Origin of the sequence: Streptomyces griseus subsp. griseus (assembly GCF_000720255.1) — a bacterium.
Lineage (GTDB): Bacteria > Actinomycetota > Actinomycetes > Streptomycetales > Streptomycetaceae > Streptomyces > Streptomyces griseus_I.
On record NZ_JOJE01000030.1, the window covers coordinates 118,016 to 132,431 of the forward strand.

A 14,416-nucleotide genomic window follows, 5' to 3' on the forward strand; every position below is an offset into this window, starting at 1 on the left:
CCTGGTCGTCCAGGGGTGCTTGTCTGGGTCCCGGCTTCAGCAGCCGAGCAGGGCCGGCAGGCCGGACAGGTCGGGCAGCTCGTCGTAGGGCTGGTAGTCGGCGCTGCCGCGGGCGCCGATGGAGCCGTTGTGGCCGTAGCGGTTGATCCACACGCGGCGAGCGAGGCCGAGGTCGCGGGTGGGGATGAGGTCGTACTCCCAGCCCTGGGCGACGTGGATGACCTGGGCGGGGTCGATGTCCATGGTCTGGAAGGCGTACTCGAAGGTTTGCCGGGACGGCTTGTACGCCTTGGCCTGCTGGGCGGTGATGACATGGTCGAACTCGACGCCGATGTTGGCCAGGTTCTGGGCGATGAGGTCGTCGTCCGTGTTGGAGATGATGGCGATCTCGTACCGGGACTTCAGCGCCCGCAGGGCGGCCGGGACCTCGGGGTGGGGGCCGAAGGTGGGCACGGCCGCGACCAGGGCCTCGCCGTCGGACTGCCGGTACTCCAGACCGTGCAGACGCATCGCTGTCTCCAGGCTGGAGGGCAGCACCTCGTGGAAGGGGCGGTATGCCTCCAGAACGGCGTGGAACCGCATGATGCGGAAGTCGTCGAGGAACTCGTCGACGTTCAGACGGTCCAGGTCCAGCCGGTCGGCCAGGACCTTCAGGGTGGTGGGGCCGAGCTGGAAGTCGACCAGGGTGCCGTAGGCATCGAAGGTGACGATCTGACGCATGATATTCAACCTCTTTCCAGGCATATAGGACATTCCGTTTACCGGGAGTCGCGATCTCGTCGAGTGCGGCCAGGACGGCCGCATCGGAAGTTCAGAAAGCTGCCGAGGAGTTGGGGCGGCGACCTGTTGAGGGGGCATGGGGGCTGAGGGGGTGCCCGAGGGGCCGCCGCTGGAGGACGAGCCCCCGGACGGGCCGGGGACGGCGAATGCTGATCGGGTAGTCGGCGGCAGCATCGTTGCTGCTCCGATGCGATGAGCCTCTCTTCGGCTCGAGGCGATGCGTCAGTGAAGCACTGCGGAGAATCCGGCAACAAGGGACGTGAGGCCGCGAGATCGACCGCGTATTTTGTGCCTGTGCACAATCCCTGTCAGGGATCCGATGCAGTTCCGCCCGAACCGATGGGTCTCTGAGAGGCACCGCGAGCGGCTCCGGCGCGAACCGCGGCCGCTCGGCGCTGCTGCCCGGCGGCGTGACCGGGCTGTCGGCCGCCAAGGCTGCCGTCCTCATGACGGGATGTGGCCTCTGACCGCCGCGCTTTGGCGCCAGCTCTCTCGGTCGCGGTCCCGGCCGGTTGCCTCGACCCGTCCAGCGATCGGTGGATCAGGGCATCGTCGCCCGGAAGCGGGCGCCCGCGTCCGTCTCCAGCCAAGCCAGGGCGAGGACAAGCCGGGCGGCGTCGTTCGGTCGGGACAGCTTCAGCCCGGTCGCCTCTTCCGCGGCCTGCAGGCGATTGCCCACCGTGTTCCGGTGACGGTAGGTGCGAGCGGCCACCTCGGCGACCGAGCCCAGGTCGAGGTACCAGCGCAGGGTCTCGACGATGCTGTCGCGGTCGCGCAGCTCGAGCAGTGGGCGCAGCACGCCGGTGGCCATCGCACCGGTGAGCTCCTCCTGCGCCGACATGATCGCCCCGATCCAGTGGCCCTCCACGTGCCGCACTCCGGGCTGCGCGGAGCTGCGGATCGCGGCACGTGCGAACCGGATGCCCCGCGCCGTCAGCGCCAGGCCCGGGACTTCCGCGACGCCGCAGCGCCACGGGGTGAACGGCCGGAGCATGGCAAGCATGGCCTCTTCATCGCGCCGTCCGTGACCGATGATGCCGAGGAGTTCGTCGCCCATCCATCCGAAGTGACGTACGAGGCCGCCCCGACGCAGCGCATCGTCGACCTGGGACACAGCCGGGTCCCCGGTAGGAACGGATTCGACCACGACCACGGTCAGGGCGACGTTCTCGGAGAAGCCGAGCAACGTGGAGGCCTCGGCGACGGTGGAGGGATCCTGCTCCCCTTCCAGGACCAGGCGGCTGAAGGCGCGGTTGCGCACCTCCGTACGACGGCTCGCCAGGTCACGCTCGGTGCGGCGGTAGGCGTCGACGACCTCGACGCTGTTGGCGTCCGTCGCCTCCCAGACGCGGATCAGCCCGTCGAGGAAGTCGGGATCGGCGCTGATGCCGCGTGCTCGCCCCTCTGCGAGCACGGCCTCCCACAGGGTCCTGAGATCCAGCTGGAAGGAGTGCATCAGAGCGGTCAGGGGGAACGCCTGCTCCGCTCGCTCGCGTCCCACGTCCTCGGTGGCGCGCGAGACCGTCCGGGGCACGGGACCGCCGGCCAGCCGGGTCAGGGCGAGTTCGAGGGTTCGTCGCATCCCCTCCCGTTTCTGGACCGGGTCCCAGTCCGCCGACGCGTAGGCGGGCTCCTCTGCTTCCAGTTGTTCGAGAGCACGAGAGGTCAGTTCGTCGAGCCGTTCCTCGAGGAGCCGGCGCGCGATCGCCTGCACGGCGTCGTGGCGAGCCCCGCCCTGACGGCGCCCTGGGCCGCTCATGAGGACCGCCTCTCCCGACGACAGCCGTCACCGGGCGGATCCGGGGCCGTCTCCGGGTAATGCCGCTGACATGCCGGTGAGGCTCCCTGGCAGTAATTGTGCACAGGCACAAAATACGGGGTCGATGTCGCGGCTTCGCGTCCCTTGTTGCCGGATTCTCCGCGGTGTTTCACTGACGCATCACCTCGGGCTGGAATGGGCTCGTGACATGACCACGCACTTGGAGCAGCTATGACGCTTCCGTGAGCACCTGATCCCCGGTCCGTCACCTTGAGCAGGCGTTGCTGAGGGGCGCCGCGTTCCTCGGCAGTGTGGCCTTCCGCTACGGAGCCCACCAGGACGCGATGACCAAGGCGGCCGAGCCAACCGGTTCGCCAGGCAGAGCGGGAGCGAGATCACCCAGGACTCCCCCAGAGACTACGCCGAGCTCAAGGCGGGGGTCGAGGACATGAGGACACCGATGGAGCCCGCCGAGGCGCTGCGCGGGGTGCTCGCCGCCAACGTCACCTGGGACGTCATAACCGCCGCCGCGTGAGCTGATGACCGGTCTCGATGAGGGCTCCGCCTTTGACGGACGGCCCGCCTCGGACCTGATCGCCGACTGGCCCTGGGTGTTGAAGCGCGTCCTGGCCCGGGGCCCCTGCGGCCGTCGGAGTGGGGCATCGAGGGGAAGTGCCGAACGGGGGAGTCCGCCCTGGACCTGTCGGTCGTCGACTCGACCGAGGTCTGTGCAGCCCGTGAAGCGATCGAGACACAGCCGCGGCAGCCGTCCCCGCCTCCTCCCAGGCACCGCATCGAGGTCCGACACGGGTGGCGGCGGGGGGCCACGACCTGAGCGTAGTGACGCAGGCCCACGGTGAGTGATGAGCGACCTGACGACGAGAGAGAGAACGCACCGATGACCTCAGCGACCACCACCGGCCAGGACGGAACGACCATCCCCGGTCACACCGGCCAACTGCCGGGCTCGCTCCTCGACCACGTGCTGCGGCAGTCCTTCGGACTCGAGGGATACGATCAGCACCCACTGGGAGGGGAGATCGACCAGAACGTCCGGATCACCGGCGATGACGGCATGCGCTACTTCGTGCGGGTCACCCGCGCGGAGCCGGACTCGGCCGACGTCCTCTGGCAGAACTCGCTCCTCCAGCATCTGGCCGCCACCGTTCCCGACCTTCCGGTGCCACGACTGGTCCCGACACGCGAGGGGAAGCTCCTTGCCGCCGTCGTCCACGAGGGCCGTACGCACGTGGTCCGCGTGATGAGCTGGATCGAGGGCCGGGTCCTGGCGGAACTCGACGACCACCCCGCGGCGCTTCTGCGTCAGCTGGGAGAAGCCGCTGGGCGGCTGAGCCTCGGACTCTCCAGCATGGAGCCACCGGTGGGCTTGGAACCGCACGACTGGGACATGCGCCGGGCCGCTGAGATCGTCGAGGCGTCGCTGCACGCTGTACAGGACGCGGATCGGCGGGAGTCGGTGCGCACGATCATGGGCTGGTACGACGAGCTCCTGCCGGCATGGGACCGACTGCCCCGGAGCGTCATACACCAGGATCTCAATGACGCCAACGTCCTGGCCGACGCCGACGAGGACGGGGGGCTGCGGATCTCCGGCATCGTCGACCTGGGCGACTCGCTCTACAGTGTGCGCGCGGCAGAGGTGGCGATCGCGGCGGGCTACGCCATGGTCCGCAAGGCCGACCCGCTCGCTGCGGCGGCCGAAGTCGTGGCCGGCTTCCACTCGGTGCTCCCCCTCACGGCTGAGGAACTGGCGGTTGTCTATCCGTTGGCGGCCGCCCGGCTGTGCATGAACGCCGTGACGTGGACGCGCCGGGTCGCCGAGAGCGACACGCCGTACGGGCGGACCCGCATGCAACACACCTGGCCGGCGATCGCGCAGGCGGCCGAGGTTTGCCCCGATGTCGCCGAGGCGACGTTCCGGGTCGCGTGTGGGCTCCCCCGGACGCGGGAGCAGCGGGGTTTGGAAGAAGTCTTGGCAGAGACGGCCCGAGACGGTTCCCCGCACGCACCGGCCCCGCAACTGCTCGACCTGCGACCCGCAAGTGATCTCTACGACGAAGTCGACTGGCACGACGCGAGGGCCGTGCGCGCGAGCATCGACGACGTCCTCGACGGACGACGGCGACGGGGCTACGTGCCCCACCTCAGCGCATCGCTGCTCCTTGGGGGCCGGCGCCGCCCGGGAGCCGACGAGCCCGCGACGGTTCACGTCGGCGGCTTGCTGATCGTGGCCGACGCCGAGGAGGTTGCCAGCCCGCTGTCCGGCGTCGTCGAAGCCCGCGGTGGCGCCGGCATGCCGTTGGTACTGCGACATGCGGTCCAGGGGTTGGAGTTCTGGACGTGCTGGTGGGGACTGGACGACTCGCCGCCCGTTGCGGCGACAGTCCCGGCCGGGGCGCCGTTGGGACGCGCCGGCACGAGCGAGGAGACGGACCCGCTCGGGTCCTGCGTCCAGGTACAGGTCCACCGCACCGCACGGATGGCCACGTGGCCGCCCCCTCGTGTCGTGCCGCCTTCCGCACGGCAGGTGTGGAGCCACCTGTCACCCGACCCCGCCCGGCTCCTCGGGTTCACCGAATCCTCCGCCGCAGTCCCCACCATCGACGACGTCGTCTCAGTGCGCCGTCGCCACATCGCTCGCTCCCAGCGCAACTACTACCGCAACCCGATGAACCTTGTGCGTGGGCGGGGCGTGTGGTTCCACGACGAGGACGGCCTGGCTTATCTGGACTCGCTGAACAACGTCACCCACGTCGGCCATGCCGAGCCACGGGTGACGGCCGCCGCCACGCGACAGCTGCGCAAGCTCAACACCAACAGCCGTTTCGTCTACCCGCAGATCGCCAGTTACGTGCAGAAGCTGGTAGCCACGCTGCCCGACCCGCTCGAGGTCGTCTTCCTCGTGTGCACGGGCAGCGAGGCAAACGACCTGGCGCTGCGGATCGCCCGCCAGGTGACGGGTCGGCAGCACATCGTCAACATCGACGGCGCGTACCACGGAAACACCGGCGTGGTGACCGGGATCAGCCCGAACCGTTACAAGGGCCCCGGCGGCGCCGGCGCACCCGCGACCACCCACGAGGTCGTCATCCCGGACCGCTACCGCAGTACCTACGGGTACGACGACGCGGACGCCGGAGCCAAGTACGCGCGCGACGCCGCGGCTGTCATCGAGCGGATCACGGCCGACGGCAGACCCCCGGCCGCCTTCATCGCCGAGTCCCTGATGGGATCGGGTGGGAACATCGTGTTCCCCGACGGCTACCTCGATGGCGTGTTCACTGCTGCCAGGCGGGCGGGCGCCCTGTGCATCTCCGACGAGGTCCAGGTCGGCGTCGGACGACTGGGGCCCTGGTGGGGGTTCGAGCTCCAGGGGGTGGTCCCGGACATCGTCACGATGGGCAAGCCGCTCGGGAACGGGCACCCCCTCGCGGCGGTGGTCACGACTCGGGAGATCGCCGACGCGTTCGACACGGGCATGAAGTACTTCAACACCTTCGGCGGCAACCCGGTCTCCTGCGCGATCGGCGAGGCCGTGCTCGACATCGTCGAGCAGGATGGGCTGAGGGAGAACGCCGTGAGCGTGGGCGGGTACTTCGCCCAGTCGCTGCGCGAGCTCCAGCAGCGCCAACCGCTCATCGGTGACGTGCGGGCGGAAGGGCTCTACCTCGGCGTCGAACTGGTCCGCGACCGCATCACCAAGATGCCGGCCACTGAGCAGGCCTTCATGGTCACCGAGCTCATGAAGGAGCGGGGCGTCATCGTCTTCCCCAATGGCGTGCACGACAACGTACTGAAGATCAAACCGCCCATGACCTTCCGCCGCGAGCACGTGGATCTCTACGTCGACGCGCTGGACGAGGTCCTGACCCTGCCCGAACTGCGCTCGGCCGTTCAGCCCTGAGACGGGCAACCGTCCACTGAGGCAGTGAACGTGTGGCCCGCGAAAGCGAGAAGTGCCCTGCGGGCCGGCGTCTCCGGCCAGGGCTTCAAGCTTTCGCCCGCCATGGGCGGCATCGCCGCGGACCTCGCCCTGGAGCGCCGCACCTCCCGGTCGATCGACTTCATCACCACAAACGGCCGCACCGCGGCTTGAGTCAGAAAGGGGGCCAGGGTCGTGATCACCGGTGGCGTCCACGGCGTCGGGTTCATCGGCGTCGACGCCGCCACCCGCCTGGCCGGGCTGCTGGAACCGGACGATGTCGCCGGCCGGCCTTGGAGACGGTTGGCAGTGTCCACGGAGATGTCCGTGAGGCGCCACTTCTCCAGCTGCGCGTACCGCGTCCGCCGACTGGGCGGACGGCGCCCATCCCGAAAATCTCTGGCCCCGCTATGGCGACACACGCCTCATGACCTGCGCTGTACCGAAGTGCCGACCATTTCGCTGATACTGCTGCTTTGGCCGCTGAAGCCACTTGTCGTCAGCGCAGGTCGTGACCGTGGTCTGGTGCCATCCAACGAGCCCGGTCACACTGCCGCCATGACGGAAGACCGAACATGTGACCAAGGGCTGTTCGGCCCGAGGTCGGTGACGTGGCAGGCGCATGGAGATCCCATGATGTGGGTCGCCGGTGTCCGCGCCCTCTACCTCCAGGCCCTGCATCCGCGCGCGGTGCGGGGCGTCCTGCAGAACAGCGACTTCCGGCGCGACGCCTGGGGCTGGCTCATGCGCACGGCGAACTTCGTGGGCACCACGACGTACGGCACCACCGAGGCCGCCGAGAAGGCGGGCGCCCGCGTCCGGAAGATCCACCGGATGCTGTCGGCAACCGACCCCGACACGGGGGAGACGTACGGAGTCGACGAACCCGAGCTGCTGCTGTGGGTGCACTGCGCCGAGATCGACTCCTACCTCCACGTACTGCGCCGCTCCGGGTATCCGCTCACCGACCCCCAGGCCGACCGCTACATCGCCGAACATCGCGTGAGCGGCCGGCTGGTGGGTCTCGACCCCGACACCGTCCCCGCCGACCGGGCCGGGATGGAGGCCTACTTCGAGAAGGTGCGGCCCGAGCTCGCCGTCGGCCCCGAGGCACGCGAGGTCGACGACTTCCTGCGCCGCCCACCGATCCACCCCCTCCTGATCCCGGCGCGCGAGGGGCTGTGGCGGCGCGTGGCGCGTCTCGCGTACGCCTCCCTGCCGCCGTACGCCCACGAGCTGTACGGCCGGCCCGCCCCGCGAGCGGCCGTCGTCACCCGCCGGCTGCGTGTCACCGGCACCCTGCTGCGCAGCGTTCCCGCACGTCTGCGGTGGCAACTTCCGCCCAAACACATCCTGCGGGCCATGGACCGGCTGGGCCCCGAGGCCCGCCCCGCACCGTACAAAGTCGGGTGAAAGGCCGCCATACTGGCCGGACCAGGGGAGGGCGCGACGGGGACGGGGCGGCGGTAGGGGATGGCGGAGACCAGGCTGATCCAGGGCCGGTACCGGCTGCTCGATCTGATCGGGCGCGGTGGCATGGGCGAGGTGTGGCGGGCCCGGGACGAGTCCCTGGGCCGGAAGGTCGCCGTGAAGTGCCTCAAGCCGCTCGGTCCGCAGCGCGACCAGGCGTTCACCCGTGTCCTGCGGGAGCGGTTCCGACGCGAGGCCCGGGTGGCCGCCGCGCTCCAGCACCGCGGGGTGACCGTCGTGCACGACTTCGGGGAGTCCGACGGCATCCTCTTCCTCGTGATGGAACTGCTCGAGGGCCGCAACCTGAGCCAGCTCCTGGAGGACAACAAGCACCATCCGCTGCCCGTCGCCGACGTCGTCGAGATCGCCGACCAGGTCGCCGCCGCCCTCGCCTACACCCACGCGCAGGGCATCGTGCACCGCGATCTGAAGCCCGCGAACATCATGCGGCTCACCGACGGCACGGTGAAGATCTGCGACTTCGGCATCGCCCGCCTCGGCCACGACATCGGCTTCACCTCCCGCCTCACCGGCACCGGCATCGCCATGGGCACCCCGCACTACATGTCCCCGGAGCAGATCAGCGGCACCGAGGTCGACCAGCGCAGCGACCTGTACTCACTCGGATGCGTGCTCTACGAGATCGCCACGGGGGCGCCCCCGTTCGACCTCGACGACCCCTGGGCCATCCTCGTCGGCCACCGCGACACCCCGCCCCGCCCGCCCCGTAGCCACCGCTCCGAGCTGCCCGTCTACCTCGAGGAGGTCATCCTCGACCTGCTCGCCAAACGCCCTGAGGAACGCCCGCGCGACGGCCGTGAGCTGGGACGCAGGATCGGTCTGGGCCGTACGACACCGGCGTACGTGCCGACCGTGGTCACGCCCCGGCCGGACCTCCGGCCACCCGAACAGACCGGGCGCGAACCCCGCCTGCCGTCCTGGACACGGGGCATCACCACCGGCCACAAGGCGTCCGGCGCCACGCTGCCCGCAACCCCGCCGGACGCCGGGGCAGGCCTCACCGGCGAGTGGATCCCGCGCCCGCAGTCGGACGGAGTCCAGCCGTCCGGCGCCCCCGAGGAACCGCCGGTCCCGCCCCCGCGGACGCTCACCGCGCTGGCCGGACGGCACAACTCCGGTCTCAGCCTGGGCCGGCTCGGCCGCTGGGCCGAGGCCGGCGAGGTGCACCGTGCCGTCGCCGCCGAACGCGAGCGCCTCCTCGGCCCCGCCCACCCCGACACCCTCGCCAGCCGCTACGAGGTCGCCTTCACCCTCAGCCGTACCGGGCGCGCCGCAGACGCGCTGCGCGAGTACAAGCACGTGGCCGCGGCCCGGATCCGGGCGCTGGGCGCCGACCACCCCGACACCCTCGCCGTCCGCCAGGAAATGGCCTATGTCCTCGGTCAGTTGGGGCGTCACGAGGACGCCCACAAGGTGTATGTGTCGGTGCTCGCGGCCCGGGAGCAGCTGATGGGGCCCGACCACGCCGACACCTTGCGCTGCCGGCACAACCTCGCCTTCAACCTCAGCAGGCTCGGCCGCCACGAGGAGTCGTACCGCATGGCGTGCGAGGTGGCCGCGGCCCGCGCCCGGGTGCTGGGCCCCGAGCATCCGGACACTTTGGTCACGCGCTACGAAGTCGCCTACGCACTAGGACAGTTGGGCCGCCGACAGGAGGCACTGCGGACCTACCGCGAGGTCGCGGCGGCCCGGGCCCAGGCGCTCGGCCCCGACCACCCGGACACCCTCGCCGCCCGTTACGAGATCGGCATCAGCCTCGGCCGTCTCGGCCACAGCGCGGAGGCGCTGCGCCTGTACCGCGACCTGGTCGACGACCGCACCCGTGTCCACGGCCCCGCCCACCCGGAGACATTGCGCGCCCGCCATGGTCTCGGGGTCAACCTCGGCCGTCTCGGCCGCTGGGAGGAGGCCCTCGCCGAGTCCCGCGACGTCTGCGTGATCCGCGAGCGCGTCCTGGGAGACGAGCACCCCGACACCCTCGTCAGCCGGCGCGAGGTCGCCGTCGGCCTCGGCTGGCTGGGCCGCTGGGCCGACGCCCTCACCGAGTACCGCCGGGTCGCCGTGGCCCGCGAGCGAGTCCTGGGCCCGGACCACCCCGACACCCTCGCCAGCCGCAACGACGAGGCCCACTGCCTGGAACAACTGGGCCGGGGCGCGGAAGCGGTCGACCTGTACCGCAAGGTCGCGGCCCGCAGACAGCGAGCGGTAGAGGGGGGCTGAGGGGCCCGCCTGTGGCCTGGTGCGGGCCGGGGTTCGGCGCCGCACCGGGCCACGGGCTCGCGGAAGCGGGTCAGACGGGGCTGATGGTCCACTGCAGGTTGGTGCTGTTGCCCCAGTCCCACTGCTTGGTGACCGAGCCCTCGGGGACGTTGCCGCCGCCGTCCAGGCACTTGCCCGTGGTGCGGTTGACAATGTTGTACTGGCCGCCGCCGCGGTGTGTGATCTTCCACTGCTGGTTGGTGTGGCCGTTCCAGGCCAACTGCTTGCAGGTGGCGCCGTTGCTGGTGGCGCCCCAGCTGTCGGCGACCATGCCGTTGGTCCGGTTGACCAGCTTGTAGTAGCCGCCCCCGACCTCGACCGCCTGCCACTGGAGGTTGGCGTTGTCGAACCAGTGCCATTGCTTGAGGTCGGATCCGCCGGCGACGTTGCCGCCGCTGTCCAGGGCCAGGCCGTCGGTGTAGTTGACGATCTTGAGATAGGTCGACGGGTTGAACTGCACCTTCAGCGAGCTGATCTTGTCGTTCTGGCCGGTGACCCGCAGGTCGGCGTTGTCGGCGGTGAAGGTCCACTGGGTGCCGGTGAAGTTGTCGCCGGAGTAGGCGACGATCTGCCGGCCCGGGGTCGGCTTCAGCGAGGAGATGCTGAGCGCGGGTATCCCGTGCAGGTCGAGCTGGTCGGCGGTGTAGTCGCCCAGGCCGAGCGCCGCGGAGGTTCCGCTGTAGCTGACGTCCGTGAAGACCAGGGCACCGTCGACCGGCTGCAGCGGGGGGATCTGGCCGGAGAAGGTCAGCTTCAGCACGTACATGGGTACGGAGAACGGCGCCGACGAGGGCAGGGTCACCTTGAGCCCGGTGGTGTCCTGCGTCCGGTTCGGGAGATCGATGTAGGTGCCGGCCGTGCTGTCGAGCAGCTTCACCGAGGTCAGCGAGCCCAGGTTGATGCGACTGGAGCTGAGCGTCTTGATGGTCAGCGTGCTGCCGGGCCAGCCGAGCACCGTTGCGTAGAGGGTGTCGTTCGCCTTGTTCCGGGTGAAGCGGATGTCCTGCGCGGTGCCGGCGCTCGGGTTCATGAAGGTGCCGCCGCCCATCTTCGTCGGCCCCTCGCCATAGGCGGTCCAGGCCCGGGTCGAGTACACCGACTCACCGAAGCGCTTCAGGTAGTCGCCGATGCCGAGCAGGATGTCGCGCTGGCCCTGGGGGACGGTGCCGTCGGCCTTCGGCGCGATGTTGAGCAGGACGGTGCCGTTCTTGCTGACCCGGTCGATCATCGCGTGCAGCAACAACTGCGCCGTGTAGTAGCCGATGCCCTCGGTGTAGCACCAACTGGTGCTGGAGACGCTGTCGTCGGTCAGCCAGTAGGGCGATGTGATGTCGGCCGGGCCGCCGCGCTCGTAGTCGAAGACCTCGCCGTGGCCGTTGAACGCGTCCTTGTAGGTGGCGATGACCTCACGGCCCCAGGAGTTGGACTGGTTGTAGTAGTAGGAGAGGAAGTTCAGCAGCTGGGTCTCGGCGATCTGGTCCAGGTGGACGTCCTGGTAGATGATGTCCGGCTTGGCCAGGTCGATGACCTCCTTGAGCTTGTCGTACCACAGCTGGTCTTCCGTGGTCTTGTCCAGCTGTCCGTAGAGCTTCTTCAGACTGGGGTCGGACTGCGCCGGGACCGCCTGGTAGTAGCCGAGGTAGTTGTAGGCGTGGTGCATCGACACCAGCAGCTTCAGGTTCTTCGCGCGGACGGCGTCGGTGAACAGCTGCAGCAGGTTGAGCTGCGGGCCCTTGGCGACCGAATTCCACTCGTTGACCTGGCTGTTCCACATCGAGAAGCCGTCGTGGTGCTCGGCGACCGGCCCGGCGAACTTCGCCCCGGCGTCCACGAACAGCTGCGCCCACTCGTCGGGGTCGAAGTTGCCGCCGGCCGACTTGAGCTTGGGCGCGAACTGGGTGAAGTTGCCCGCCTTGTCGTTCGCACCGTTGATGAAGTTGTGGAACGGCCACACCGACGGGTCGCCGTACGTGGCGACGTGGTGCTGGTTCACCGTGCTGCCGCTGAAGTACATGTTGCGCGGGTACCACTCACTGTCGTAGGCGGGGACGCTGAAGACCCCCCAGTGGAAGTAGATGCCGAACTTGGCGTCCCTGAACCACTCGGGAGACGCCGGGTGCTGGTTCACCGAGTCCCAGGTGGGCGTGTAGGTGGACGGTGCGGCCAGGGCGGAGCCGGCGCCGACAAGCATCCCCGACCTCCCGATCGTCCTCGACCACGCCGGGAAGCCACCCGTCGCCGGCGGCGAGCTGGCCGACTGGGAACGTCAGATCCGCCTTCTGGCCAGATATCCACAGGTGCGCTGCAAGATGTCGGGGCTCGTCACCGAGGCCGACCACGAGAAGTGGACCGTCGACGACATCCGGCCGGTGTGGGACGTGCTGCTCTCTGCCTTCAGCCCGTACCGGCTCATGTTCGGCTCCGACTGGCCGGTCTGCGTGCTCGCCGGCGGCTGGAATCTCTGGGCCGCCACTGTCGAGGAGCTCCTCGCCGACTGCTCCGCGAGCGAGACCCAGGCGATCCTGGCCGGCACCGCGACCGACTTCTACCGGCTGTCACGCTCCTGATCTGCCGCCCCGCGGCCTACGGTCCGTGCTCCATCACGTCCACGGCGGCGGCACGGTGATCCGTAACCACCGGTCCGGTGTGGACATGCTCGTGGACTGGGCGCGGGAGCTGAACGCGGTGATGGTGTCCGTCGAGTACCGGCTCGCACCGGAGGTGGCGACTCGATGACTCCCGGTGGGACCCCTCCGGCAGCGGACCGGGGACCACGGACACGCCCGTCCAGTCGAGCGGCTGTGGCCGGGGTCGCTGCCGGGCGGAAGGGAGAGTGTGTCTCCGTCCCGGCGAAGGCACCGGACTCGGCGCGGATCGGTGATGGCCCGGCCCCGCACGTCGGTACGCGCGGGGCCGGGCCGTCGGCAGGTGGATCACATTTCTTCGAGTGTGCCGACGTGCAGCTCGCCGATCCGGCCCTCGGGAGTCTCGTAGGTCCAGAAGGCGTGCCCCGTAAGGGCGTTGAGGTTCATCGCGTGGGTGACGGTCATGCCGGACTTCTCCACCCAGCCGAGCAGGAAGACGCCAGGGGCGACCTCGGCCGCGTGCAGCGTGACGTCCTCGCTCGCGCCGGTGTCGGGGCCGGCCACGGTCTCGTAGTGCAGCGTGGTGCCGTCGGGGCTGTAGGTGTTGTGGAAGACGACGCCGTTGTCGACGCTGAATTTGTACGTCTTTCCTGCGTAGGTGAGGTTGCTCATGCCTTTGCGCTCCGTCGACGTGTCAGGTGATCCGGACGGCTTACGGGCCGGTCAGAACAGGCCGTTGCCGTGCGGCAGTTCGGCCGGGACGGGCGCGATGACGTCCCAGTGCTCGACGATCTTGCCGTCCGCGACACGGAAGAGGTCGTAGTAGGCGACGGACACGCCGAACTCGCCCTCGGACTGTGTCAGGACGAACTCACCCTCGGCGATGACCTTGTGAACCTTCTTGTAGACGAGGTTCTTGCCCTGCTCGGCCCACTTGGCGGCGGCCGCCCCGAAGCCGTCGAGGCCGTCGGCGGCCTCGGTGTTGTGCTGGTGGTAGGTCTCGGTGGAGATGTAGTCGGTGAGCACCGAGTAGTCGGCGCCGACGAAGACCTTCTCGGCGAACTCGGCCACCAGGGCACGGTTGGCGTCGGTCTTGTCGGTCTCGGTGACCGCGGCGGGGCCGTCGGTCTGGGAGCGGCCGGAGACGGTGTCCTCGACCAGCGGGGTCAGGGCGTCCCAGTGCTCGACCAGCTTGCCGTCGGCGTCGACTCGGAAGATGTCGAACCCGACGAGCGGGTCCGGACCGAAGCCGTGGTAGGTGCCGTGCAGGGCGACCAGGTCGCCGTCGGCGATGACCCGAGCGCCTTCGTAGCGGAAGTCCTCGCCCAGGCCGGCGACGAGCCCGCGCAGGGCCTCGGGCCCGTCCGCGGCGAGGGCACTGTGCTGCTTGTAGTCCGCCGCCACCCAACGGTCCACCGCGGAGGGGTCCTTGTCTCCGAACAGTTCGGCGGCGGCCTGAAGGACGATGTTCTTTGCGTTGCTCATGACTGTCTTCCTTGTGTGTGGACCTGCGCGGGGTGGACCGGCGGTCGAGCGCCGATGTGTTCAAACTAGGCCGAAGACCCCGGGTTCACCGGCACGAACGGGGACTCCCCATGG

The 14,416-nt window shown here is 69.5% G+C and carries 10 protein-coding genes and 1 pseudogene; 6 read left to right on the forward strand and 5 right to left on the reverse strand.

What is annotated here, in order from left to right:
- Positions 1 to 36: 36 nt before the first annotated feature.
- Positions 37 to 720, reverse strand: a complete 684-nt coding sequence (locus tag IG99_RS31530; RefSeq protein ID WP_037679949.1) for a haloacid dehalogenase type II — start codon at positions 718 to 720, stop codon at positions 37 to 39.
- Positions 721 to 1,321: 601 nt separating this feature from the next.
- Entirely contained in the window at positions 1,322 to 2,539 is a 1,218-nt protein-coding gene (locus tag IG99_RS31535; RefSeq protein ID WP_107056070.1) for a PucR family transcriptional regulator, read from the reverse strand.
- A gap of 898 nt (positions 2,540 to 3,437) precedes the next feature.
- Between IG99_RS31535 and IG99_RS31540 the strand changes: the two genes are divergently transcribed.
- The 4 genes from IG99_RS31540 to IG99_RS31550 all read left to right on the forward strand — a co-directional run bounded on the left by IG99_RS31540 (position 3,438) and on the right by IG99_RS31550 (position 10,193).
- The gene (locus tag IG99_RS31540) at positions 3,438 to 6,464 is read left to right on the forward strand and encodes an aminotransferase class III-fold pyridoxal phosphate-dependent enzyme (protein WP_037679951.1); all 3,027 of its coding nucleotides are present in this window, start codon (positions 3,438 to 3,440) and stop codon (positions 6,462 to 6,464) included.
- Positions 6,465 to 6,488: 24 nt separating this feature from the next.
- The gene (locus tag IG99_RS48005) at positions 6,489 to 6,656 is read left to right on the forward strand and encodes a hypothetical protein (protein ID WP_324606149.1); all 168 of its coding nucleotides are present in this window, start codon (positions 6,489 to 6,491) and stop codon (positions 6,654 to 6,656) included.
- A gap of 384 nt (positions 6,657 to 7,040) precedes the next feature.
- Positions 7,041 to 7,895 (forward strand): oxygenase MpaB family protein, encoded by an 855-nt coding sequence (locus tag IG99_RS31545; RefSeq protein WP_037679952.1) that lies wholly within the window; start codon positions 7,041 to 7,043, stop codon positions 7,893 to 7,895.
- A 60-nt stretch (positions 7,896 to 7,955) separates the two neighbouring features.
- Positions 7,956 to 10,193, forward strand: coding sequence for a serine/threonine-protein kinase (locus tag IG99_RS31550; protein WP_037679954.1), 2,238 nt, complete (start codon positions 7,956 to 7,958; stop codon positions 10,191 to 10,193).
- Between the two features lie 70 nt (positions 10,194 to 10,263).
- On the opposite strand, the gene IG99_RS31555 is transcribed toward IG99_RS31550, so the two are convergent.
- A complete protein-coding gene (locus tag IG99_RS31555) occupies positions 10,264 to 12,423 on the reverse strand; it encodes an alpha-L-fucosidase (protein ID WP_037679956.1) in 2,160 nt (719 codons plus the stop codon).
- On the opposite strand from IG99_RS31555, the pseudogene IG99_RS31560 reads away from it, so the two are divergent.
- Together IG99_RS31560 and IG99_RS48010 are read left to right on the forward strand one after the other, a co-directional pair.
- Positions 12,422 to 12,799: pseudogene (locus IG99_RS31560) on the forward strand (amidohydrolase family protein); the annotation flags it as partial. The gene IG99_RS31555 and the pseudogene IG99_RS31560 overlap by 2 nt on opposite strands.
- A gap of 25 nt (positions 12,800 to 12,824) precedes the next feature.
- The gene (locus IG99_RS48010; protein ID WP_107056071.1) at positions 12,825 to 12,968 is read left to right on the forward strand and encodes an alpha/beta hydrolase fold domain-containing protein; all 144 of its coding nucleotides are present in this window, start codon (positions 12,825 to 12,827) and stop codon (positions 12,966 to 12,968) included.
- Positions 12,969 to 13,165: 197 nt separating this feature from the next.
- Here IG99_RS48010 and IG99_RS31565 read toward each other — a convergent pair whose 3' ends face one another.
- Positions 13,166 to 13,489, reverse strand: coding sequence for a MoaF-related domain-containing protein (locus IG99_RS31565; protein WP_037679958.1), 324 nt, complete (start codon positions 13,487 to 13,489; stop codon positions 13,166 to 13,168).
- Positions 13,490 to 13,540: 51 nt separating this feature from the next.
- The gene (locus IG99_RS31570) at positions 13,541 to 14,302 is read right to left on the reverse strand and encodes a nuclear transport factor 2 family protein (RefSeq protein WP_037679959.1); all 762 of its coding nucleotides are present in this window, start codon (positions 14,300 to 14,302) and stop codon (positions 13,541 to 13,543) included.
- Positions 14,303 to 14,416 lie beyond the last annotated feature (114 nt).